This window comes from Pseudomonas sp. AOB-7, assembly GCF_003696305.1.
Taxonomy (GTDB): Bacteria; Pseudomonadota; Gammaproteobacteria; order Pseudomonadales; family Pseudomonadaceae; genus Aquipseudomonas.
In genome coordinates, this window is the sequence record NZ_RFFK01000008.1 from 166,275 (window position 1) to 188,175 (window position 21,901).

22 protein-coding genes are annotated in these 21,901 nt (G+C 67.6%); 9 read left to right on the top strand and 13 right to left on the bottom strand.

The annotated features are described in order from the left end of the window. Positions 1-77: 77 nt before the first annotated feature. On the bottom strand, positions 78-761 hold the full coding sequence (locus EA796_RS16330) for a polysaccharide lyase family 7 protein (protein WP_122109364.1): 684 nt from the start codon (positions 759-761) through the stop codon (positions 78-80). Between the two features lie 375 nt (positions 762-1,136). Here EA796_RS16330 and EA796_RS16335 point away from each other — a divergent pair, with 375 nt between their 5' ends. Genes EA796_RS16335 through EA796_RS16345 form a run of 3 tightly spaced genes read left to right on the top strand, consistent with a single transcriptional unit; the run spans position 1,137 to position 3,265 of the window. Then, positions 1,137-1,613 (top strand): hypothetical protein, encoded by a 477-nt coding sequence (locus tag EA796_RS16335; protein WP_021446168.1) that lies wholly within the window; start codon positions 1,137-1,139, stop codon positions 1,611-1,613. A gap of 13 nt (positions 1,614-1,626) precedes the next feature. Continuing rightward, complete coding sequence (locus tag EA796_RS16340; RefSeq protein WP_122109365.1) at positions 1,627-2,727, top strand: PQQ-dependent sugar dehydrogenase; 1,101 nt, start codon at positions 1,627-1,629, stop codon at positions 2,725-2,727. A gap of 22 nt (positions 2,728-2,749) precedes the next feature. Next, positions 2,750-3,265: a YgjP-like metallopeptidase domain-containing protein gene (locus EA796_RS16345; protein ID WP_177342949.1), complete on the top strand. Its 516-nt coding sequence runs from the start codon at positions 2,750-2,752 to the stop codon at positions 3,263-3,265. A gap of 167 nt (positions 3,266-3,432) precedes the next feature. On the opposite strand, the gene EA796_RS16350 is transcribed toward EA796_RS16345, so the two are convergent. Genes EA796_RS16350 through yccS form a run of 4 tightly spaced genes read right to left on the bottom strand, consistent with a single transcriptional unit; the run spans position 3,433 to position 6,737 of the window. Beyond that, complete coding sequence (locus tag EA796_RS16350) at positions 3,433-3,666, bottom strand: DUF2789 domain-containing protein (protein ID WP_021446171.1); 234 nt, start codon at positions 3,664-3,666, stop codon at positions 3,433-3,435. Positions 3,667-3,725: 59 nt separating this feature from the next. Next, positions 3,726-4,208, bottom strand: coding sequence for a GreA/GreB family elongation factor (locus EA796_RS16355; protein ID WP_122109366.1), 483 nt, complete (start codon positions 4,206-4,208; stop codon positions 3,726-3,728). Positions 4,209-4,216: 8 nt separating this feature from the next. After that, complete coding sequence (locus EA796_RS16360) at positions 4,217-4,528, bottom strand: GIY-YIG nuclease family protein (protein ID WP_122109367.1); 312 nt, start codon at positions 4,526-4,528, stop codon at positions 4,217-4,219. 37 nt (positions 4,529-4,565) lie between these two features. After that, positions 4,566-6,737, bottom strand: coding sequence for a YccS family putative transporter (yccS, locus tag EA796_RS16365; RefSeq protein WP_122109368.1), 2,172 nt, complete (start codon positions 6,735-6,737; stop codon positions 4,566-4,568). 97 nt (positions 6,738-6,834) lie between these two features. Here yccS and EA796_RS16370 point away from each other — a divergent pair, with 97 nt between their 5' ends. The 3 genes from EA796_RS16370 (at position 6,835) to ald (ending at position 10,266) form a co-directional block, all read left to right on the top strand. Next, positions 6,835-8,283, top strand: coding sequence for a nodulation protein NfeD (locus tag EA796_RS16370; protein ID WP_218567639.1), 1,449 nt, complete (start codon positions 6,835-6,837; stop codon positions 8,281-8,283). Continuing rightward, positions 8,283-9,035 carry a slipin family protein gene (locus EA796_RS16375; protein WP_122109370.1) on the top strand — a complete coding sequence of 251 codons (753 nt, stop codon included), beginning with the start codon at positions 8,283-8,285 and terminating at the stop codon, positions 9,033-9,035. The genes EA796_RS16370 and EA796_RS16375 overlap by 1 nt, the downstream gene beginning before the upstream one ends. A gap of 109 nt (positions 9,036-9,144) precedes the next feature. Continuing rightward, positions 9,145-10,266, top strand: coding sequence for an alanine dehydrogenase (gene ald / locus EA796_RS16380; protein WP_122109371.1), 1,122 nt, complete (start codon positions 9,145-9,147; stop codon positions 10,264-10,266). A gap of 25 nt (positions 10,267-10,291) precedes the next feature. Here ald and EA796_RS16385 read toward each other — a convergent pair whose 3' ends face one another. The 7 genes from EA796_RS16385 to EA796_RS16415 form a co-directional block, all read right to left on the bottom strand. Further along, positions 10,292-10,963: a flavin reductase family protein gene (locus EA796_RS16385; protein ID WP_122109372.1), complete on the bottom strand. Its 672-nt coding sequence runs from the start codon at positions 10,961-10,963 to the stop codon at positions 10,292-10,294. 14 nt (positions 10,964-10,977) lie between these two features. Then, positions 10,978-12,477 carry an amidohydrolase family protein gene (locus tag EA796_RS16390; protein ID WP_122109373.1) on the bottom strand — a complete coding sequence of 500 codons (1,500 nt, stop codon included), beginning with the start codon at positions 12,475-12,477 and terminating at the stop codon, positions 10,978-10,980. Beyond that, on the bottom strand, positions 12,474-13,670 hold the full coding sequence (locus EA796_RS16395; RefSeq protein WP_122109374.1) for an amidohydrolase family protein: 1,197 nt from the start codon (positions 13,668-13,670) through the stop codon (positions 12,474-12,476). The genes EA796_RS16390 and EA796_RS16395 overlap by 4 nt, the downstream gene beginning before the upstream one ends. Before the next feature lie 83 nt (positions 13,671-13,753). After that, positions 13,754-14,806 (bottom strand): extracellular solute-binding protein, encoded by a 1,053-nt coding sequence (locus tag EA796_RS16400; RefSeq protein ID WP_122109375.1) that lies wholly within the window; start codon positions 14,804-14,806, stop codon positions 13,754-13,756. 49 nt (positions 14,807-14,855) lie between these two features. Further along, entirely contained in the window at positions 14,856-15,647 is a 792-nt protein-coding gene (locus EA796_RS16405) for an ABC transporter permease (protein ID WP_021446107.1), read from the bottom strand. Beyond that, positions 15,647-16,561 carry an ABC transporter permease gene (locus EA796_RS16410; protein ID WP_021446106.1) on the bottom strand — a complete coding sequence of 305 codons (915 nt, stop codon included), beginning with the start codon at positions 16,559-16,561 and terminating at the stop codon, positions 15,647-15,649. The genes EA796_RS16405 and EA796_RS16410 overlap by 1 nt, the downstream gene beginning before the upstream one ends. A 1-nt stretch (position 16,562) precedes the next feature. Beyond that, the gene (locus EA796_RS16415) at positions 16,563-17,651 is read right to left on the bottom strand and encodes an ABC transporter ATP-binding protein (protein ID WP_021446105.1); all 1,089 of its coding nucleotides are present in this window, start codon (positions 17,649-17,651) and stop codon (positions 16,563-16,565) included. A gap of 142 nt (positions 17,652-17,793) precedes the next feature. Between EA796_RS16415 and EA796_RS16420 the strand changes: the two genes are divergently transcribed. From EA796_RS16420 to EA796_RS16430, 3 genes are all read left to right on the top strand, one after another. Continuing rightward, entirely contained in the window at positions 17,794-18,483 is a 690-nt protein-coding gene (locus EA796_RS16420; RefSeq protein ID WP_122109376.1) for a GntR family transcriptional regulator, read from the top strand. 8 nt (positions 18,484-18,491) lie between these two features. Continuing rightward, positions 18,492-19,259, top strand: coding sequence for an aspartate/glutamate racemase family protein (locus EA796_RS16425; protein WP_122109377.1), 768 nt, complete (start codon positions 18,492-18,494; stop codon positions 19,257-19,259). A 118-nt stretch (positions 19,260-19,377) separates the two neighbouring features. Then, positions 19,378-20,019, top strand: coding sequence for a protocatechuate 3,4-dioxygenase (locus EA796_RS16430; RefSeq protein ID WP_122109378.1), 642 nt, complete (start codon positions 19,378-19,380; stop codon positions 20,017-20,019). A 19-nt stretch (positions 20,020-20,038) separates the two neighbouring features. Here EA796_RS16430 and EA796_RS16435 read toward each other — a convergent pair whose 3' ends face one another. After that, positions 20,039-21,853, bottom strand: coding sequence for an SLC13 family permease (locus tag EA796_RS16435; protein ID WP_122109379.1), 1,815 nt, complete (start codon positions 21,851-21,853; stop codon positions 20,039-20,041). Between the last annotated feature and the right edge of the window lie 48 nt (positions 21,854-21,901).

The following is a 21,901-nucleotide window of genomic DNA, read 5'->3' on the forward strand; positions in this document are numbered from 1 at the left end:
CGCGGCTCGCCCAAGCAAACGCCGCGGCTCCTCACGGAGTCGCGGCGTTTTTTATCGCCTGCTGCCCCCGGCGAGCCTTATTGCACGGCGCCGATTAGCGGGCGGTGCTCGATGCCAAGCTTGTCGAAGCGCGCCGCGCCGGCTTCGGTTTCGTAGCCGGTGTTGTCCTGGGTGTAGACCCCGGCCTTGAAGTACAGCGGCTTGGGCGCCCAGCTCGAGTCGAGGCGGGTACTCCATTTGACCCCGTTGACGTTGATGCCCAGCGTGCCCTTGGGCGTCAGGTGCACGACATAGGTGAAGCGCTGGTTTAGGGCGATGCCGCTGGCCAGGGTCACGGTCTGGATCGCCGACTCGGGCGCCAGGCGCACCTTGGCGACGATATTGCCGCTGGCGGCGTAGGCCTTGTACTGGTACTCCAGCTTGAGCAGCGGCATCGAGCTCTTGTAGGCGTGGATCTGGCCGATGACGATCTTGCCGGTGGACGGCACCTGGCTGACGCGCAGCCCGGCGTGCAGGAAATTGTCGGCCTCCGGATAGGTCCAGTTGCGCAGGCGACCGTCGGCATGGGTTTCGCGCAGCTCGCTGCGCGGGTAGCTCGCGCTCTCGGTCGTGGTGCCGTTGACCGGGGCCCAGAAGAAGATGGCGCCGTCCCTGGATTGGAAATAGTGATCCTGATAGCCGCCGGCCAGCACTGGGGTTTCGATGGTGGTGGCGGGAACGCCGACTGGAACGCTGAGATTCCACATGGCGAGTTCGATCATGCTCGATGCTCCTGAAAAAACAGAAACTTCAGTCGAGGGCACATCTCATCCAGGAGTCAGTAACGGCTTACTTGGCGTTCCAGCGGGTGACACACGCGAACTAGAAGGAGGGCAGGGCTGCCCGTGCCGCAGGGCGGAATGCTCTGGCGGCACGCTTTGTAACGGCAGTCGCGGCGAATAGCTGAGAGCCGCTCGTCGTATTATTGGCGTCAATATATGGTCGACATGAGCCGGCCTCGGCTCCAGACCTCCACGCGCGACGAGATGCCTCGGCGCATGGGCGGCGCAGGTAAAACCCTGTAAAACACCGGCGCCGTGGCGGCCGGCGGGCTGCGCCATAATTCCTGCACTGTAGTTCCGGGAACCCCCCTGCCCATGTCCAGCACGCCGCGCCTGTTGTTCGCCTTCGTTGTCGCCGTGGCACTGGCCTCGCTGCTCGCTTCGATCTTCCAGACCCAGTCCAACCTCGCCGCCCTGCAGGCGCTCGGTGCGCCGATGCCATTGGACGTGCGCCTGGGCACCACCTGCCTCGACCTGTTCGGCTTCGCCCCGACCTTCGCCCTGCTCGCCGCCCTGGGCTTTGCCTTCGCCCTGCCGCTGGCGCAGTGGAGCGCGCGGCGCCTGCCGCGGCTGCGCTGGGCGATCTTCGTCGGTGCCGGCGCCGCGGCGATCTGGCTGGCGCTGGCCCTGGCCAATGCCCTGGCGCCGATGCCGACGCTGATCGCCGCCGACCGCGACCCGCTCGGCACCCTCGGCTTGATGGCCTGCGGCAGCGCCGGTGCACTGCTGTTCGGCCTGCTCGGTCGGCGCGTGCGCTACCGCACGCAACCGACCCCATCCGATTCCCCGTGACAAGGCCCAGCCCATGTTGAGACCCCTTCGCGCGCTGCTGCTCGGCGCCCTGCTCGTCGGCGCCCCGGTGCTGGCTCAGGACTACCGCATCGAGACCTTCGGCGAAGGCCTAGAGCATCCCTGGTCGCTGGCCTTCCTGCCGGACGGGCGCCTGCTGGTGACCGAGCGGGTCGGCCGCCTGCGTATCGTCGAGGCCGACGGCAGCCTTGATCCGCAGCCGGTGGCGGGGCTGCCGGAGATCTTCGTCGCCGCCCAGGCCGGGCTCATGGAGGTGGCGCTCGACCCGGACTACGCCGATAACCGTTGGCTCTACCTGAGCTACGCGCACGGCTCGCTGGAGGCCAACAACACCCGCCTGGCCCGAGCCCGCCTGGTGGACGACGAGCTGCACGACTTCGAGGTGCTGTTCACCGCCGCGCCGCTCAAGGCCGGTGCCGCCCACTACGGCGGGCGCATCGCCTTTCTCGCCGACCAGAGCCTGGTGCTGACCCTGGGCGACGGTTTCGACTGGCGCGAACAGGCGCAGAACCCGGCCAACCACCTGGGCAAGATCGTGCGCCTGAACCGCGACGGCAGCGTGCCGCAGGACAACCCGCTGGTGGGGCAGGCCGGCGCCGCGGCGGAGATCTACAGCCTCGGCCACCGCAACGTGCAGGGCATCGTCTTCGATGCCGAGAGCGGCCGCCTGTACAGCCACGAACACGGCCCGCGCGGCGGCGACGAGCTCAACCTGATCGAGCCCGGGCGCAACTACGGCTGGCCGCTGGCGACCTTCGGCATCGACTACACCGGCGCGCGCATCAGCCCCTACACCGAGCTGCCGGGGCTGACCCCGCCGCTGCTGCACTGGACGCCCTCGGTGGCGCCGTCGAGCCTGACCCAATATCGCGGCGCGCTGTTTCCGGAATGGCAGGGCGACCTGTTCGCCGCCACCCTGGTCGAGCGCAGCGTGCGCCGCATCCGCCTGCACGACGGCATGCTGGCCGGCGAGGAGAGCCTGTTCGAGGAACTCGGCGAGCGTATCCGCGACGTGCGCGTCGGCCCCGACGGCGCGCTCTACCTGCTCACCGACAATGCCGACGGCCGGCTGCTGCGGGTGCTGCCGAGCGAGTGAGGCGGGTTACACTGACGACCCTTTGCCGCGCAGGACCTCGCCGTTGAAATACCTCCAGGGCTACCCCGCCGCCGTCCAGCAGCAGGTGCGCCAGCTGATCGCCGACGACCGTCTGGGCGACTATCTGGCCCAGCGCTACCCCGGCCGCCACCAGGTGCAGAGCGACAAGGCGCTGTACGGCTACGTGATGGAGCTCAAGCAGGAGCACCTGAAGAACGCCCCGGCCATCGACAAGGTGCTCTACGACAACCGCCTCGATCTGACCCACCGCGCCCTGGGCCTGCACACGGCGATCTCGCGGGTGCAGGGCGGCCGGCTCAAGGCGAAGAAGGAGATCCGTGTCGCCGCGCTGTTTCGCGACGCCGCGCCGCTGTTCCTGCAGATGATCGTGGTGCACGAGCTGGCGCACCTGAAGGAGGCCGAGCACAACAAGGCCTTCTACAAGCTGTGCGACTACATGCTGCCGGGCTACGCGCAGATCGAGTTCGACCTGCGCCTGTACCTGACATGGCGCGAGATGAGCGGTTCGGGGGCGTAGGTTGGCGCCGAGCGCAGCGAAAGCCAATGGGGAGTGCACGGCACGTCGCCCGGCGATCCGCCGCAGCCGTTGGGCTTCGTCGCAGGCTCCTCAGCCCAACCTACGCGGCGACGCGTCTTCGGCATAGCCCGGATGCCATCCGGGGCAACGGAGCCTGGCAATCCGCTTCAGCCGCGCAGCAGCACATTGAGCTGGTCGACCACCTCGGCCCAATCGGCGTCTTCGAGGATTTCCTCGCGCAGGAAGGCCGCCTGCGCCGGGCTCCAGAACGCGGCGTCGGCCAGCTTGCGCTCTGCCGGCAGCGGCGCGTGGGTCCGGATAAAGGTCTCGATGCTGGCCGCATCGTTGGCCAGGCCGAGTTGCTTGAACAGCGCGGGCAGGTCGTGGATCGGGTTTTCCATGGCGGTTTCCTCTGGCGAGTGTCGGCTCGTCTAGCAACCCTAGCCCAGATAGCCCCCGCTCACTCGACCGCCAGTACCTCGAACGACTGCACGCCGCCGGCTGCCGCCAGACGCACCTCGTCGCCCGGGCCCTTGCCGAGCAGGGCGCGACCCAGCGGCGCGGCGCTGCCCAGCACCTGGATCTCCAGGCCCTGCTGCTGCAGCTTCATGCTCGCCCCCTGCGGGCCGAGAAACAGCCAGCGTTCGCGCTCCTGCGCGTCGACCAGCAGCACCAGCGCGCCGAGGGCGATGCCCTGCGCCGCGTCGAACGGCCGCGGGCGCAGCTGGCGCCAGGTGATCAGGGTCTGGCGCAGCTCTTCCACCCGGCGCGCCTGGCCGCTGGCCAGGTAGGCGGCCTCCAGGCCGAGGGTGTCGTACTTGTTCTCGGCCACGTTCTCTTCGTGGGTGGCCGCTTCGTGGGCGGTCTGCACGGCGTGCTGGGCCTGCAGCAGGTCGGCCTGCAGCTGCGCCAGCACCTGCTGTACTAGGAGGTTTTTGTCCATGGTGGGATTCAAGGTGCAAAGGTGGGCGAGTCGTCGTTGCCACTGGCAAGCTTTGGCCATCGGTTATATCCGATGGCAGGATTATTCGATTGCAGCGCCTTGATCCATTCCACTTCCTTCATGTTCACCTCCTGGTCTGTCGCAGTATCAGATTCCCAGAGGATCTGCTTGCGCACGGTGAAATCGCGCATCTCTTCTTTGCTGAAATCAGACTCGATCAGTTTGCTGTTGGCGCTACCGAAGTAATTGAGTGTTCCCGTCAGATCCTTCCCGACGTAGATCTTGCCGTTCGGATAGGTGATTTTGTAAACGACCTTCATCGGCTGATTTCCCGACCTCGTTGAGCGAGAGCTAATGTCAGGCTGTGCCCTGCAATAGATGGGCGCCCAGGGTGCGCAGCGGCGCCAGCTGGCGGCAGATCAACGCCAGCTGGGTCTGCACCAGGCGCTGGCGTTCGTCGGTGTCCTCGGCGATCTGCTCCAGTTCCTGCGCCAGCGCCTGTTCGGCGTCGCTGTGGATCGCCAGCGGGCGTTCGCCGCGCAGGCCGGCGGCGATCTCGTCGAGGCTTTGCGCGATGGCCTCGGCCTGCTCCAGCAGGCGCGCCTGGGCCGCCTGCGGCAGCTGTTCGCCGCGGTGCGCGCCGAGTGCGGAGAGGTAGCTGAGCAGGGTGTGCGAGAGCACCAGGAAGCGAAAGCCCAGGTCCGCGTCTTTGCGGAAGTGCCCCGGCTCCATCAGCATGTTGCCGAGGGTGGTGGACAGCGCCGCGTCGGCGTTGTGCGCGTTGCGCCGGGCCAGGCGGTAGCCGAGGTCGTCGCGCTTGCCGTGGGCGTACTGGGCGATGATCTGGCGCAGGTAGGCGCTGTTGCAGCTCAGGGTGCCGGCGAGCATGCGCCCCAGGCGCCGGCCCTGCCAGTCCGGCAGGATCAGGAACACCGCCAGACCGGCGATCAGGCCGCCGAGCAGGGTGTCGATCAGGCGCGGCAGGAACAGGCCGTAGCCGTCGCCGATCTGGTTGAAGCAGAACAGCACCAGCAATGTGATCGCCGCGGTGGCCAGGGTGTAGCGCGTACTGCGGGTGGCGAAGAAGGCCACCCCGGCGACCACGGCGAACAGCGCCTGGATACGCGGGTCGGGGAACAGGTCGATCAGCGCCCAGCCGAGCCCCAGGCCGAGCAGGGTGCCGGCGATGCGCTGCACCAGCTTGAGGCGGGTGGCGCCGTAGTTCGGCTGGCAGACGAACAGGGTGGTGAGCAGGATCCAGTAGCCCTGGGTCGGGTGGATCAGGTGCAGCAGGCCATAGCCGGCGGCCAGGGCGACGGACAGGCGCAGGGCGTGACGAAACAGCAGCGAGGTGGGCGTCAGCTGCTGGCCGATACGTTCGGCCACCTCCCTCAAGGAGTGCGGTTCGCGGTCGAGCAGGCTGCTGTCCTGTTCCTCGGCCAGGGCGTCGGGGTTGCTGGCGTTGCTCAGCAGCTGGTCGAGGCTGGCCAGGTTGCCGGCCAGGGCGCCGAGCGAGCGCAGCAGGCGGCGCCAGGCCGGATTGCTCTGCAGGTGCAGGTGATCGAGCGAGGCGTGCAGGTCCTCCAGGGCCTGGCTGCACAGCTCGCGGTACTCGAACGGCTGGCGCAGCTCGATGGCGCTGCCCAGGCGCTGGCAGGCCTCGCCGTGCAGGCGCAGCAAGCGCTGGCAGCGAAACAGCACGTCGCTGTGGAAGAAGGCCTCGGCCAGCTCGTTGTAGGGGTAGTGCGAGGAACTGGCGCGCTCGTGAATGTCCTGGGCGAGGAAATACAGCTTGAGGTAGCGGCTGACCTTGGGCCCCGGACGGCCGTCGCCGACCCGGTGGAGGATGATCTCCTTGGCCGCGTTGAGCGCCGACACCACCCGGCCGTTTTGCTTGGCCAACTCCAGACGGCGTTGCTCCACATCCAGCTGGCGCAGCGGCTCGAACAGCGCTGCCTTGAGCTTGAGGTACTTGCCCAGTTCGCGAAACAGCCGGGCCAGGCTGTGCTGCAGCGGCTGCTGGGCGAACAGCGCGTGCCAGATCACCGACAGCAGGCCGTACCAGGCGGCACCAGCCACCAGCAGCAGCGGCTCCAGCCACAGGCCGGCGACGCCGCCGCGCTGCTCGACGCCGATCATGCTGTACACGGCGAGGATCAGGGTGCCCGAGCCGAGGGTGGCGAAGCGCTCGCCGAGGGCGCCGAGCATGGTCAGGCAGAAGGCCGACAGCGCCAGGGCGACGACGAACAGCCAGGGATAGGGGAACAGCCACTCGACCGCGTAGGCCGCCGCGCTGAAGCAGCAGAGGGTGACCAGCACGGTGCCCAGGCGACCCTGCCAGCTGTCGTCGGTCTCGGTCAGGGCGCTGGCGATGATGCCGAGAAACAGCGGGATCAGGGCGTGCATCCAGCCCTGCCACCAGCACAGCGCCAAAGCTCCGGCCAGGGCGATAAATACCCGCAGGCTGGCGCTGAACTTGTCCAGCGCCCACAGGCGGCGCAGCGATTGGCGAAGGCGGGGACGGGGCATGGGCGGCCTGGTCGGGAAAGATGCGAGCAGCCTACCGGAACTGGCCGGTCGCTGGGTATCCATCCGCGACCTGTCGGGGGCGCCGAGGCCATGGACTATGCTCAGTGAGGGAGCGCCGCCAGCTGACCGGCATCCGCGCGACTCCCGGGAGGCGAAGGTGTTTGCTGCGTGGCTGCGTCTGTGCCTGGGTGCCCTGATTCTCGGCGGCTCGCTGGGTGCGAGTGCGGCGCCGGGTGCGGTGGTGCAACTGCAGGTGGACGGGGTGATCGGCCCGGCCAGCGCCGACTACCTTGTGCGCGGCCTGGCCAAGGCGGTGGACGAGGGCGCGCAGCTGGTGCTGATCCAGATCGACACCCCCGGGGGCCTGGACACCTCCATGCGCGCGATCATCAAGGCGATCCTCGCCAGCCCGATTCCGGTGGCCAGCTACGTCGCCCCCGGCGGCGCGCGGGCAGCCAGCGCCGGTACCTATATCCTCTACGCCAGCCACGTCGCCGCCATGGCGCCGGGCACCAATCTCGGCGCTGCCACCCCGGTGGCCATCGGCATGCCCGGCACGCCGAGCAAACCGCCGGGCGAGGGCAAAGACGAGGGCAAGGGCAAGGACGGCGAGGCGGACAAGAGCCCCGGCGATGCCATGACCGCCAAGCAGGTCAACGACGCCGCCGCCTATATCCGCGGCCTGGCGACGATGCGCGGGCGCAACGCCGAATGGGCCGAGCGCGCGGTGCGCGAGGCGGTCAGCCTGGCCGCCGAGGAGGCGCTGGCGCAGAAGGTGATCGACTACCTGGCCACGGACCTGGCCGACCTGCTGCGCCAGCTCGACGGCAAGACCCTGCAGGCCGGCGGCGTCGACCAGACCCTGGCCACCGCCGGCGCGCCCCTGATCAGCCATGCGCCGGACTGGCGCACCCGCCTGCTGGCGGTGATCACCAACCCCAGCGTGGCGCTGATTTTGATGATGATCGGCGTCTACGGCCTGTTCTTCGAGTTCTCCAACCCCGGCAGCGGCGTCGGCGGCGTGCTCGGCGGCATCAGCCTGATCCTCGCGCTCTACGCCCTGCAGCTGCTGCCGGTGAACTACGCCGGGGTGGCGCTGATCCTGCTCGGCATCGCCTTCATCGCCGCCGAGGCCTTCCTGCCCAGCTTCGGCGTGCTCGGCATCGGCGGCGTGGTGGCCTTCGTCTTCGGCGCACTGATCCTGATCGATACCGACGTGCCGGGCTTCGGCATCCCGCTGGCGCTGATCGTCACCCTGGCGCTGGTCAGCGCCGGGCTGATCCTGGCCATCCTCGGCATGGCGCTGAAGGCCAGGCGGCGCCAGCAGGTGGCCGGCGACAGCGGCCTGGTCGGCAGCCTGGTGGCGGTCGCCGCGGTGCAGGCCGAGGATCCTTGCAGCGGCTGGGTGGCGCTGCAGGGCGAGCGCTGGCAGGTGCAGGGCAGCGAACCGCTGCGGCCCGGACAGCGGGTGCGGGTGACGGCGCGCCAGGGCGTGCAACTGCAGGTCAGCGCGGTGGATGAACCGCCGCCCCAAGGAGGTCACTGATGGGTTTCGAACTGAGTTTTCTCTCGCTGACGATCATCGTCCTGGCCCTGCTCGCCTCGGCCTTTCGCATCCTGCGCGAGTACGAGCGCGGCGTGGTGTTCCAGCTCGGCCGCTTCTGGCGGGTCAAGGGCCCGGGCCTGATCCTGGTCATCCCCGGCTTGCAGCAGATGGTGCGGGTGGACCTGCGCACCATAGTGCTGGACGTGCCGACCCAGGACGTGATCTCCCGCGACAACGTCTCGGTCAAGGTCAACGCGGTGGTCTACTTCCGCGTGCTCGACGCGCAGAAGGCGATCATCCAGGTCGAGGACTACCACATCGCCACCAGCCAGCTGGCGCAGACCACCCTGCGCGCGGTGCTCGGCAAGCACGAGCTGGACGAGATGCTCGCCGAGCGTGAGCGGCTCAACGTCGACATCCAGCAGGTGCTCGATGCGCAGACCGACGCCTGGGGCATCAAGGTGGCCAACGTCGAGATCAAGCACGTCGACCTCGACGAGTCCATGGTGCGCGCCATCGCCAAGCAGGCCGAGGCCGAGCGCGAACGGCGGGCCAAGGTGATCCACGCCGAGGGCGAGCTGCAGGCCTCGGAAAAGCTCATGCAGGCCGCCGAGATGCTCGGTCGCCAGCCTGGCGCCATGCAGCTGCGCTACATGCAGACGCTGAGCAATATCGCCGGCGACAAGAGTTCGACCATCGTCTTCCCGCTGCCGGTGGAGCTGCTGCAGGGCATCGCCGAGGTGAAGAAATAGCCGCCTGGCGCGGGACTATTCCCTGAAAAACCTGGCGAAAACAGATGGCCGACTGCCAGGTCTTTTCTAGACTTCGAGAAGGCAACGGGTCCTTCCAGCGGAGGTCGCTATGCGCATCGGTGTGCCCAAGGAAATCAAGAACCACGAGTACCGCGTCGGCCTCACCCCGCAATCGGTGGCCGAGCTCGCCGCGCTGGGCCACGAGGTCTGGGTCGAGACCCAGGCCGGCGCCGCCATCGGCTTCTCCGACGACGACTACCGCCAGGCCGGCGCGCAGATCGCCCAGGGCGCCGGCGAGGTGTTCCAGGAGGCGCGGCTGATCGTCAAGGTCAAGGAGCCGCTGGCGGTGGAACGGGCCAAGCTGCGCCCGCACCACACCCTGTTCACCTACCTGCACCTGGCCCCGGACCGTCCGCAGACCGACGAGCTGATGGCCGGCGGTGCCACCTGCATCGCCTACGAGACGGTGACCGACGGCCAGGGGCGCCTGCCGCTGCTGGCGCCGATGTCCGAGGTGGCCGGGCGCATGTCGATCCAGGCCGGCGCCAGCTGCCTGGAGAAGGCCCGCGGCGGCCGCGGCGTGCTGCTCGGCGGGGTGCCCGGGGTGGCCCCGGGCAAGGTGGTGATACTCGGCGGCGGCGTGGTCGGCAGCCATGCGCTGGCCATGGCGGTGGGCCTGGGCGCCGACGTCACGGTGCTGGACAAGAGCGTCGACGCCCTGCGCCGGCTCGATGCGCTGTACGGCAACCGCATCACCACGCTCTACTCGACCCGCGCCGCGCTGCGCGAACAGGTGCTGGCCGCCGATCTGGTGATCGGCGGCGTGCTGATCCCCGGGGCCGCCGCGCCCAAGCTGATCAGCGCCGAGATGGTGCGGCACATGCGCCCCGGCGCGGTGCTGGTGGACGTGGCCATCGACCAGGGCGGCTGCGCCGAGACCTCGCGCGCCACCACCCATGCCGAGCCCACCTATGTGGTCGACGAGGTGGTGCACTACTGCGTGGCCAACATGCCCGGCGCGGTGGCGCGCACCTCGACCCTGGCGCTGAACAACGCCACCCTGCCGTTCGTCGTCGCCCTCGCCGAGAAGGGCACGCGGCGGGCCCTGGAGGAAGACCCGCACCTGCTCAGTGGGCTCAACGTGGCCAAGGGCGTGATCACCTGCGGCAGCGTCGCCGAGGCCCACGGCCTGCCGTTCCAGTCGGCGGCCGGGGTGCTGGAGCACCTGTAGCGGGGCGTGCTCGTGGCGCTGGCCGCTATGGCGCTGGCTCGGCTCCCGGCCAGAGCCGCTCTCCACCGCCCGGCCGTTCCCGCCAGGCCTGCAACGAGCGGGTCGGCAGATCGAAGTAGTCCCGCGTGCGGGCATAGCCGTGGCCGCCCATGCGGCCGATGGCGTCCAGACCGAGCTGGTCGATATAGAGCGTCTTCGGGTCGATCAGCTCGTCGCGTACATGCACCATCAATACTTCGCCAAGGATGATTTCCCGCGACTGGCCGATGGACAGGCCCATCATTCGCCGGCACTCCAGGGCGACCGGCGCTTCGGCAATGTACGGGCAGCCGACGCGGCTGCCGGGCAGTGCGGTGAGCCCGGCGGCGAGCAGTTCGTCGAAGCCGGGTTCGAAGGGCACCGCGCAGACGTTCATGGCCTCCACCAGCGCGTCGGAAACGATGTTCACGGTGAACTCCTGGTTGAGCAGGATGTTGCGGGTGGTGTCCTTCGGGGTCAGGTCGGCGTGATTCTCCACGCCCAGGGCGAGGATCGGCGGGTCGGCGGACAGGGCGTTGAAGAAGCTGAAGGGCGCGGCGTTGGCGCGGCCTTCGCCGTCCACTGTGGTGACCAGCGCGATGGGCCGGGGCACCACGCTGCCGATGAGGATCTTGTATTTCTCGCGCGGGCTCAGTTGGGCGAAGTCGAAGCTCAGCATGGCGTTATCTCTTGTTATCGGTCGGGTTCGCTGGCGAAGGCGCACAGCGGGTGTTCTGCGCTCCAGGCATCGGCGAAGGGAATGGCCGGCTGGAACAGGTCGCGCCAGTCGGGCCGGCCGAAGGCGCGGTCGGCATGGCTCCGCATCAACCTGTGGTACTGGCGCTGGGCCTGACGCTGCAGGTCGCGATAATCGACGCCGTTGACCTGGCCGCCGTCCATCACGCAGCGGCCGCCGATCCAGCTGGCGATGCAGTCGTCGCCGCGGCCGGCGAGGACGAGGTTCTTCAGTGGGTCGAACAGCGGCCCCAGGTGCAGGCCGTCGAGGCTGAACACGGTGATATCGGCGCAGGCGCCCGGTGCCAGCCGGCCCAGGTCGTCGCGGCCGAGTGCCCGGGCACCGCCCAGGGTGGCGGCGTTGTAGAGGTCGAGGGCGCTGGTCTGCGCGCTGCCACCTTCCTTGAGGCGGGCGATGTTCAGGCCCTGGCGCATGTTCTCCAGCAGGTCTGCCGGCCAGGTGTCGGTGCCGAGGGCGAAGTTCACCCCGTGGGCCCGGTAGCGGCCGAAGGAGTCCAGCGCCTCGCCGTCGCGGGCGAACACCACGGGGCAGTGCACCAGGCTGCTGCCGCTGTTGGCCAGGCGCGCGAGGTCGTCGTCGCCTTCGATGTAGATGCCATGGGGCAGCAGCGTTCGTGGGCCGAGCAGGTCCAGCTCCTCCAGCCAGGCCAGCGGCGCCTTGCCTCGCAGCGCTTTCACCAGCGCCACTTCGCCAGCCCCCTGGCAGCAGTGCAGACGCACCGGAGCGGTCAATTCGCGGCTGAGGGTAACTGTGCGTTGCAGCAGCGCTGGGGTGCAGGTCTGGATGCGGTCCGGCAGCAGGGCGCCGCGAATCAACCCGTTGTGAGCGCCGTCGAAGTCGCGGAAGAAACGCTCGGCGGCGTCCAGCCCGGCCAGGCCACGGGGTTCGTCCCAATGCTCGGCGAGACTGCCGTCGGCGCGCAGGTACTGCATGCCGCTCATGTAGCAGGGGCCGAGGTAGGTGCGCAGGCCAAGCTCGCCGGCAACACCGGCGACCGCCGCGAATTCGTCGTAGGTTTCGGCCCACTCGCGGTAGTACATGGAGGTGATCGGCATGGCGGTGGTGATGCCGTTGCGGATCAGTTGGGTGAAGGCGTAGCGGTACTTGAAGACTTCCTCTTCGAAGCGGTAGCTCTCCTTCGGCCCATGGGCGAGGTAGTCCGCCGACCACATGCGGCCCATGGCGGCCTCGTCGCCGTTGTCGAGACACAGCACCGTGGAGTCGAGATCGCCCAGGGCGTCGAGGTCGATGAAGCCGGGGCCGAGCAGGGCGTTGCCGTAGTCGATCCACTGATCCACCGGGCCGGGAAAGCCCCGGCCGACGAAGAGGATGCGGGCGCCTTCGATGATCACCTCGCCATCGCGCCAGAGCACGTGGCGAGTGCCATCGAAGCCCACCACGCAACTGGCCTTGAGGCCGATGCGCGGCGTATTCACAGACGGCGCTCCAGTAGGCGGCCCTTGGCTGCTATCAGCTTGCCGGCGCGATACACCTGGCGCGTCGGCCGCGCCACCACGGCTTCTCCGAGGCTTTGTGCATCCATCAGCAGGAAGTCGGCGCGGGCACCGAGGGTGAGGCCGTGTTCCGACAGGCTGAGGGCCTTGGCGCCATTCTGGCTGGCGGCATCGAAGGCGGCGGCCAGCTCGTCGTCCTTGGCCAGATCGAAGCGGAAGGCCAGCAGCATGGCGCGCTCCAGCATGTCGCCGTTGCCCATGGGCGACCAGGCGTCGCGGATGCCGTCAGAGCCCAGGCAGAGGTTCACGCCGGTTTCGCGCAGGGCGAGGAAGGGCGGCACTGAGCAGTCGGCCGGTGCCGAGCTCATCAGCGAAATATCCAGTGCAGCCAGACGCTCGGCCAGCGGCTTGACCTGGCTCCAGGGCGCCATGCCCAGGCAATAGGCGTGGCTGATCATCACCCGGCCCTGGCGGTTGAATCGCTCGGTGTAGTCGGCGATGCGGGCGATCTGCCAGAGGCCCAGTTCGCCCTTGTCGTGCAGGTGGATGTCCACGCCCCGGTCGAACTCGGCGGCCAGGCCGAAGACGATGTCCAACTGGGCGACGGGGTCATTGTCGATGCCGCAGGGGTCGAGTCCGCCGACGTTTTCCACGCCCAGGCCCATGGCCTGGCGCATCAGCTCGGCGGTGCCGGGGCGGCTGACCAGCCCGGTCTGCGGGAACACCACCAGCTCCAGGTCGATCAGGTCGCGGTAGCGCTCGCGCAGGGCCTGCATGGCCTCCACATGGCGCAGGCCGAATTCGGGGTCGATATCCACATGGCAGCGCATGGTCAGCGAACCACGGGCGATGCAGTTTTCCAGCAGCGCGCCGGCGCGCTCGGCGATGGGCGCGGTGACCTCGCGCAGCACGCGGCGCTCGTTGGCGATGTAGTCCTTGAGCGTCGGGCCGGCGCTGTTGGGGCGCCAGGGTTGGCCCCAGAGGGTCTTGTCCAGGTGGATGTGGCTTTCCACCAGGGCGCAGGTCATTAGTTGGCCGGCGCCATCGATATCACCGTCGGCACACGGTGCAGCGCTGGCCGGGCGGCGCTCGGCGAAGCGCCCGTTCTGGATGAGGAAGTCTTCAGCCGCGCCGCCGAAGGGGCGGACGTTGCGCAGCCAGTAAGTGTCGGTCATGGGGGCATCTCAACGCATGAAGGTGGACAAACGTAGGATGGGTTTCGCTGCGCTCTACCGCATCCTACAAAGGCCCAAAGGCGTCAGTCCTTGAGCTTGGACCAGATACGGTCCTGCAGCTCGCGGGCCTGGTTGCTGCACTCCTTCTCGGGGCGCAGGCGCTCGGCGTAGGCGTCGGGCATGTTGATGGCGTCCATCACGCGCCACTTCTGGTCCAGCAGCGCGTCGCTGTCGATGCCGTTGGCATAGGCGATGGCGTTGGACACGGCAGCAGCGTTTTCCGGCTTCATCATCCAGTCGATGAAGACCTTGGCGTTGCCTGGGTGCGGCGCGCTCTTGGGCACGGCGAAGTTGTCCTGAAACATGGCCACGCCTTCACGCGGGTAGACGTACTTGATGCTGTTCTTCTGCAGCGTGGCGCGGGCAGTGGAGCCGTTCCAGTTCTGCATCATGATCACCTCGCCCGAGGCCATGCGGTCCACGGTATTGTCGGAGCTGTACATCTTCAGGAAGGGTTTCTGCTTCTGCAGCAGCTCGAGGATGCGCTTGGCGTCCTGCGGGTTTTCGCTGCATTCATCCACGCCCAGGTAATGGCTGGCGGCGTTGATCAGGCTGCTCGGCGTATCCAGCGCAGCGAGTTGGCCTTGCAGTTCGGGACGCGGCTCGAAGAATTCTTTCCAGGAGTCGTCCAGCTTGCCGCCCGGCACCCGTGCGCTGTCGTAGGAGAAGCCAGTGGTGCCCCAGAGGTAGGGCGCCGAGAACTTGCGGCCGGGGTCGAACTCGGGATCACGGAAGGCCGGCTTCACATGGGTGAAGTTCGGCAGGCTCGGCGCGTCGATTTCCTGCAGGTAGCCCTGCTCGATAAGGGTGCGCATGATCGAGTGCGACGGCACGATCACGTCGTAGGCGGCGCCGCCGGCCTGCAGTTTGGCCAGCAGGGTTTCGTTGCTGTCGTAACCGTCCATGGTGACCTTGATGCCGGTCTCCTTCTCGAACTTGGCCAGCAGTTCCACCGGGTAGTAGTCGGTCCAGTTGTAGAAGAACAGTTCCTTGGGTTCGTCCGCCTGGGCGCAGGCGGCGGCGAAACAGCCGAGGGTCAGACCGGTTACCCCATGACGCAATGCTTTCAACTTCATTGTTTTTTCTCCGGTTGAAGAACAGGTTGGGCAGAGATGGAGCAAAGGATCAGGCGGTGGGTTTGCCTCGCTGGCCGAGCCAGAAGGAGAGCACCACCAGGACGATGGAAATCACCAGCATCAGGGTCGAGATTGCGTTGATCTCGGGAGTTACCCCGGCCTTGATGGCCGAGAAGATGTACACCGGCAGCGTGGTCGCACCGGGGCCGGCGACGAAGAAGGTCATGATGAAGTCGTCCAGGCTGACCACGAACGCCAGTACTGCGCCGGACAGCACCGCCGGGAACAGCAACGGCAAGGTCACCCGGCGGAAAGTGTGGAAGGGGTTGGCGTAGAGGTCGCCCGCCGCTTCCAGCAGGCTCTTGTCCAGGTCGTTCAGGCGCGCGCGAATCGGCAGGTAGGCGAACGGAATGCAAAAGCCGATGTGGGCGATGATCACCGTCAGCAGGCCGAGCTTGATGCCGAGCGCCATGAATAGCAGCAGGGTGGCCACCGCCGTGACGATCTCCGGCAGGATCAGCGGCAGGTTGATGCCGCCTTCCACCATCTTCTGCCCGTAGAAGGGCCGGTAGGTGGCCAGCGCCGCGAGCAGGGCGATGGTGGTGGCGCAGACGGTGGCGATACTGGCGACTATCACCGAGTTCAGCGCCGCCGCCTGGATCGACGGGTTGGCGAGAATGCGCCCATACCAGGCGAAGGAGAACTCGGTCCACACCGTGGCGGTGCGGTTGGCGTTGAAGCTGTAGGCGATCAGCACCAGGATCGGTAGATACAGGTAGGCCAGCACCAGCAGGCTGGTTTCGCGGGTCAGCGGCAACTTCTTCAGGTGAGAGGCAATCATCAGCGGGCTCCCTGGCGGACGGCCTTTGCGGCTTTCTTGGCGTAGAGGGCGTAGAGCACCAGAGTCAGCAGCATCAGCCCGAGCAGAAGGAAGGACAGCGAACTGCCCAGCGGCCAGTTGCGCGCGGTGCCGAACTGCTGCTGGATCAGGTTGCCGATCATCAGCGTCTTGCCGCCGCCGAGGATGGCAGGGGTGATAAAGGCGCCCAGGCTCGGCACGAACACCAGCAGCGCACCGGCCACCACACCGGGCATGGACAGCGGCAGGATCACCCGGCGCAGTGCCTTGAAGCGGTTGGCGCCGAGGTCGTAGGCGGCTTCCACCAGGCGCCAGTCGAGCTTCTCCAGGGTGGAGTAGATCGGCAGGATCATGAACGGCAGGAAGCTGTAGACCAGCCCGACGACCACGGCGAAATCGTTGTACAGCAGGGTGATGCCGCCGGCCTGCGGGAACAGCGCATTGAGGCTCTGTGCCAGCCAGCCGTGCTCGCGCAGGATGATCAGCCAGGCGTAGTTGCGAATCAGCAGGTTGGTCCAGAACGGGATGGTGATCAGCAGCACCATGATGTTGCGCGAACGTTCGCTGAGGCTGGTCATCCACAGGGCCACGGGAAAGCCCACGAGGAAGCACAGCAGCGTGGTGCCACCGGCCTGCAGCACCGAGCGCAGCAGTGCCTGGGCGTAGACCCAGTTCAGTTCGAGGTTGCCGTCGAAGTCTTCCTGGAAGAACAGCTGCGTGTAGCTGTGCCACTGCCAGTCGGCACTCCAGTCCACGCCGCCATAGAGGTTGCGCGGCAGCAAGCTGATGTAGCCCATGATGCCCAGCGGAATGGCGATCAGGCAGAGCAGGGTGAGTAGCACCGGCGACAGCAACAATAGTCGGTTGAGGCTGGGGGAGGTGGCGCTGACGCTCATCTCAGGCCTCCATCAGCAGGCAGGCGTGGGGCGGCAGATGCACCGCCACGGGCGAGCCCACGGGACGGGCGCCGGTGGCGCCTTCGTTACTTTCGCGCAGCATCACTTTCACGTCATTGGCCAGCCGGCACTGGTAGAGCGTGGCCGTGCCAATGTAGAGCACGGCCTCGACCACGCCGCGCAGGTGGTGCGGTTCTGACGGAGCCACCAGCTTCGACCGCTCCGGACGGAACGCCAGTTGCGCGCGGCCGGCCAGGGAGTCGCCGTCGTTGGTGCAGGGAATGTCCACCGCAAGCCCATCGGGGCGGAACAGGCGACCGTTCTGCGGGCACTGGCGCAGCTGGCCGGGGAGGAAGTTGATGTCACCGATGAAGTGGGCGACGAAGGGGTGCTGCGGTCGCTCGTAGACCTCGCTGGGGGTGCCGATCTGCAGGATCTTGCCGCTGGCCATCACGGCGATGCGATCCGACAGGGTTAGCGCCTCCTCCTGGTCGTGGGTGACGAAGATGAAAGTGATGCCCGCCTCCTGTTGCACACGCTTGAGCTCCACCTGCATTTCCTTGCGCAGCTTGAGGTCTAGCGCGGAGAGGGGTTCGTCCAGCAGCAGCACGTCCGGGCGCGGTGCCAGCGCACGGGCCAGGGCCACGCGTTGCTGCTGGCCGCCGGAGAGTTCGGCGGGGCGGCGGCGGGCCAGGTGTTCCATCTGTACCAGTGCCAGCATCTCCCGCACCCGCACGGGAATGGCAGCGCGCGCCAGGCCCTGCATCTCCAGGCCGAAGGCGACATTCTCGGCCACCGTCATATGAGGGAACAGCGCATAGTTCTGGAACACGGTATTGATCCGGCGCTGGTACGGCGGCAGCTCGTCCACCCGTTGTCCGCCGATATGGATGCTGCCGGAGCTGAGTTGTTCGAAGCCGGCGATGCTGCGCAACAGTGTGGTCTTGCCACAGCCCGAGGGGCCGAGCAGGGTGAAGAACTCGTTGGGGCGGATGCTCACCGTAACGTCGTCAAGCGCCGGGGCCACTTCAGGGTCGTCGATATAGCGCTTGCTGACGCGTTGCACTTCGATGGACGATTCGCGCTTCATTTTGGTGCGTCACCTTTTGTTTTTGTATGCAAAAATTGAATGCAATCTACAAATAGCCCGTTTAAGCTGATTGCGCAACAGGCTTTTTCTGGCGGAATCTCTCCCTCCGAAGCAGGCCGTTCAGCGCAACAATGGAGTGACCATGACCGACAAGAAGCTGGAAACCATGGTGGACCGGGTCTATCAGGGGGTTTACCGGGCCATCAGCAAGCGCTCGCTGCGACCCGGCATGAAACTGGGCGAGGCTTCCCTGGCGGGGTTGTTCGGCGTCAGCCGCACTTCGGTGCGGGCGGCGCTCAAGCAACTGGAAGCCGATGGACTGGTGAGCTCCGAGCCGAACAAGGGCTGTTGGGTCTCGCTGCCCAGCGACGAGGAGATCCGCTCACTGTTCGAGACCCGGAGGCTGATCGAGATCGGCATCGTCACCGAGCTGTGTCGGCGGCGTGACGCGGCGGCCATGCGCAATCTGCGTGAGCATCTGCTGCTGGAGGAGGCGGCGCGGCGCGAGCATGACCATGAGCGGCTCATCCACCTGCTGGGCGAATTCCACATCAAGCTGGCCATGGCGCTGCACAACCCGGTGCTGCTGGACTGGTTCCGCAAGCTCATCTCCCGTGCCTCTCTCTACGCCGCGGCGCTGGACGACGAACGCCATGACGCCTGTCGTGACGACGAGCACCTGCGGCTGATCGAGTTCATCGAGGCCGGCAACCAGAACGCCGCCATCGAGTTGACCTGTTTCCACCTGGCCGCTATCCAGAACGCCATCCTCGAATCGGCCGACAAGCTCAAGACCGGCTACCACCCGCTGAAGCACCTGATCGAGAGCTGAGCGCAGCGATGAAGATCCAGTTGATCAACCCGAACACCAGTGCCGCCATCACTGCCCGCCTGGCCGAGGTCGCTCGAGATCTGCTGCACCCCGGCAACCAGTTGCTGGCCGTGACCAATGGCGCGGGACCGAGCTCCATCGAGAGCCACTACGACGAGGCGCTTTGCCTGCCAGGCTTGCTCCAGGCCATTCGTGACGGTGAGCGCGAGGGTGCCGAAGGGCATGTAATCGCCTGCTTTGGCGACCCGGGCCTGCTCGCTGCGCGGGAAGTCGCCCGCTATCCGGTGATCGGCATGGCCGAGGCGGCGATGCACTTGGCAGCCTGGGTCGCGACCGGGTTCAGCATCGTGACGACCTTGAGCCGTACCAAGGTCATTGCTCGCCATCTCGTCGAGCGTTATGGCTTCGCGCAGCATTGCCGGGGCATTCATGCGGTGAACATCCCGGTGCTGGCTCTGGATGGACAGCCGCAAGGCCTGCAATCTCTGATGCACGCCGCCTGCCTCGAGGCCTTGGAACGTGATGAGTCCGCCGCTATCGTCCTCGGTTGCGCCGGCATGAGCCACTTGGCCGAACCGCTCAGTCAGGCGCTTGGCGTGCCCGTGATCGACGGCGTGGGCGCCGGCCTGAAAATGGTGGAGTTGCTCGGCGAACTCAAGCTGAGTACCAGCAAACGGGGTGATTTGGACTATCCGTTGGCCAAGCCCTATACGGGGTTCCTGCAGGGCTTCGCCTGGACGGAACGCCTGCCCCCCAAGCCTCGTTTTGCCGATTGATTGTCTGTTTGGCGCCTTGGGCTGGCATGCCCTGGCGCCCGTTGGTTTAGGCCGGAGGCGGCGCACCTGGCAGAGCGCACTACACTGCATGACAGGGCTTGCCATAGAGGGGCGCGCCATGTCTGAGATCAGCCGTCGCCATCTGCTGCTCGCCGCCGGCGGCGCCCTGCTGGCCAGCCCGGCGCTGGTGCTGGCCGAGCGTCTGCTGACACCGGCGCAGACCCTCGGGCCCTTCTACCCCGACCAGCTGCCGCTGGATCGCGACAACGACCTGGTGCAGGTCGAGGGCCAGGCCGAGCCAGCGCGCGGCACCCGCGTGCAGCTGCACGGGCTGATCCTCGATGGCCGCGGCCAGCCGCTGGCGGGCGCGCTGGTGGAAATCTGGCAGGTCGATGCCAACGGCATCTACCTGCACAGTCGCGGCGGCGACCGCCAGCGCCGCGACCCCGGCTTCCAGGGCTACGGCCGCTTCACCACCGGCGCCGACGGCCGCTATCGCTTTCGCACCATTCGCCCGGTGGCCTATCCCGGGCGCACCCCGCATATCCACCTGGCGGTGACCCTGCCGGGGCTGCCGCGCTTCGCCACCCAGTGCTATATCCGCGGCGAGCCGCGGAACGCGCGCGACGGCCTGCTCAACGCGATCCGCGACCCACAGCTGCGCGAACTGCTGATCGTGCCCTTCGTGCCGGTGACCGGGCAGGTCGACGAGCAGGTGGCGCGTTTCGACGTGGTGCTGGGCGCTACCCCGGCTTCATGATCGCCCTTTGCACAAGCGCCTACAGCGGCCAGACCCACAACAGCAGCGGCACGCTGACCAGCACCACGAGAATCTCCAGGGGCAGGCCGAGGCGCCAGTAGTCGCCGAAACGGAAGCCGCCGGGGCTGAGGATCAGGGTGTTGTTCTGGTGGCCGATGGGGGTGAGGAAGGAGCAGGAGGCGCCGATGGCCACCGCCATCAGCAGCGAATCCGGGCTGACCCCGAGCTGGCTGGCCGCGCTGAGGGCGATGGGGCACATCACCGCGGCGGTGGCGGCGTTGTTCATGAAGTCCGACAGGGTCATGGTCACCACCAGCAGCAGGGTCAGGGTGACGATGGCGTTGCCCTGCGCCAGGTGCTCCATCAGCAGGCGCGCCAGCAGGTCGGCGGCGCCACTTTCCGACATGGCCCCGGCCACCGGAATCAGCGCGCCGAGCAGCACGATCACCGGCCAGTCGACGGCCTCGTATACCGCGCGCAGCGGGATCAGGCGCAGCAGCATGTAGGCCAGTACCCCGGCGGCGAAGGCCACCGCCGCCGAGAGCAGGCCGAAGGCGGCCGCGGCGATGGCCAGCAGCATCACCCCCAGGGCCAGGTTGGCCTGGCGCGGGTCGGGAATGTTGATGGCGCGCGCGGCCAGCGGCACGCAGCCGTAGTCGTTGGCGAATTCGCCGATGTCCTCGGTGCCGCCCTGCATCAGCAGCACGTCGCCGCTCTGGATCAGGGTCGAGCGCAGGCGCTTGATCGAGCGGTGGCTCTGCCGCGAGATGGCCAGCAGGTTGATGCCGTAGCGGCTGCGCAGGCGGGTGCTGCTGGCGGAACGGCCGATCAGTTGCGAGTCGGGCTTGACCAGCAGCTCCTGCAGCGCGCGCTCGTCGCCATTGCCCTCCTTCTTCTCCGGCTCGGCGCCATCCTCCTGGCGCTGCTGCTCGGCCTCCTTGGCCTCGCGCTCGGCTTCCAGCAGCAGGTCCAGCTGGCCCAGCACCTCGCCCAGTTCCTCGGGCTCGGCCTCGATCACCAGCACGTCGTCGGCCTGCAGCACGCGGCGCGGGTTGGGCGCGCTCAGGCGCAGCTTGTTGCGCACCATGGCCACCACCTGGGCGTCGGCCTCGTCGAGCAGTTGCTCGATCTCGCGCAGGGTCTTGCCCTGGGCCTTGCCGCCGTCCTTGACGCGCGCCTCGGTGAGGTAGCGGCCGGTGTCGAAACTGGCGGCGTTGCCCACTTCGCGCCTGGGCACCAGGCGCCAGCCGAGCAGGGTGATGAACAGCACGCCGGCCAGCGCCACCGCCACGCCCACCGGGCTGAAGTCGAACATGGCGAAGGGGCCGGCGCCGTGCTGCGCGCGGAAGCTGGAGACGATCAGGTTGGGCGGCGTGCCGATCAGCGTGGTCATGCCGCCGAGAATGGTGCCGAAGGCCAGCGGCATCAGCACCCGGCCGGGCGGCAGCTCCAGGCGCGCGGCGATCTGCAGGGCGATGGGCATCAGCAGGGCGAGGGCGCCGACGTTGTTCATGAAGGCCGAGAGCAGGGCGCCGAGCCCGGTCAGTGCGGCGATCGACGCCAGCACCCCGGCGTTGCCGGGCAGCAGGCGCTGGGCCAGGCGGTTGACCGCGCCGCTGCTCTGCAGGCCGTAGCTGAGCACCAGCACGCAGGCCACGGTGATCACCGCCGGGTGGCCGAAACCGACGAAGGCCTCGCGCTCCGGCACCAGACCGGCGATCACGCAGGCCAGCAGGGCGCCGAGGGCGACCACGTCATGCCGCCAGCGGCCCCAGATGAACAGCCCCATGCTGGCGACGAGAATGGCGAAGATCAGGCCTTGGTCGAGGGTCATGGGGCGGACTGTCCTTGTGCGAGGGGCGCAGGTGCTTGTTGTAGCAGA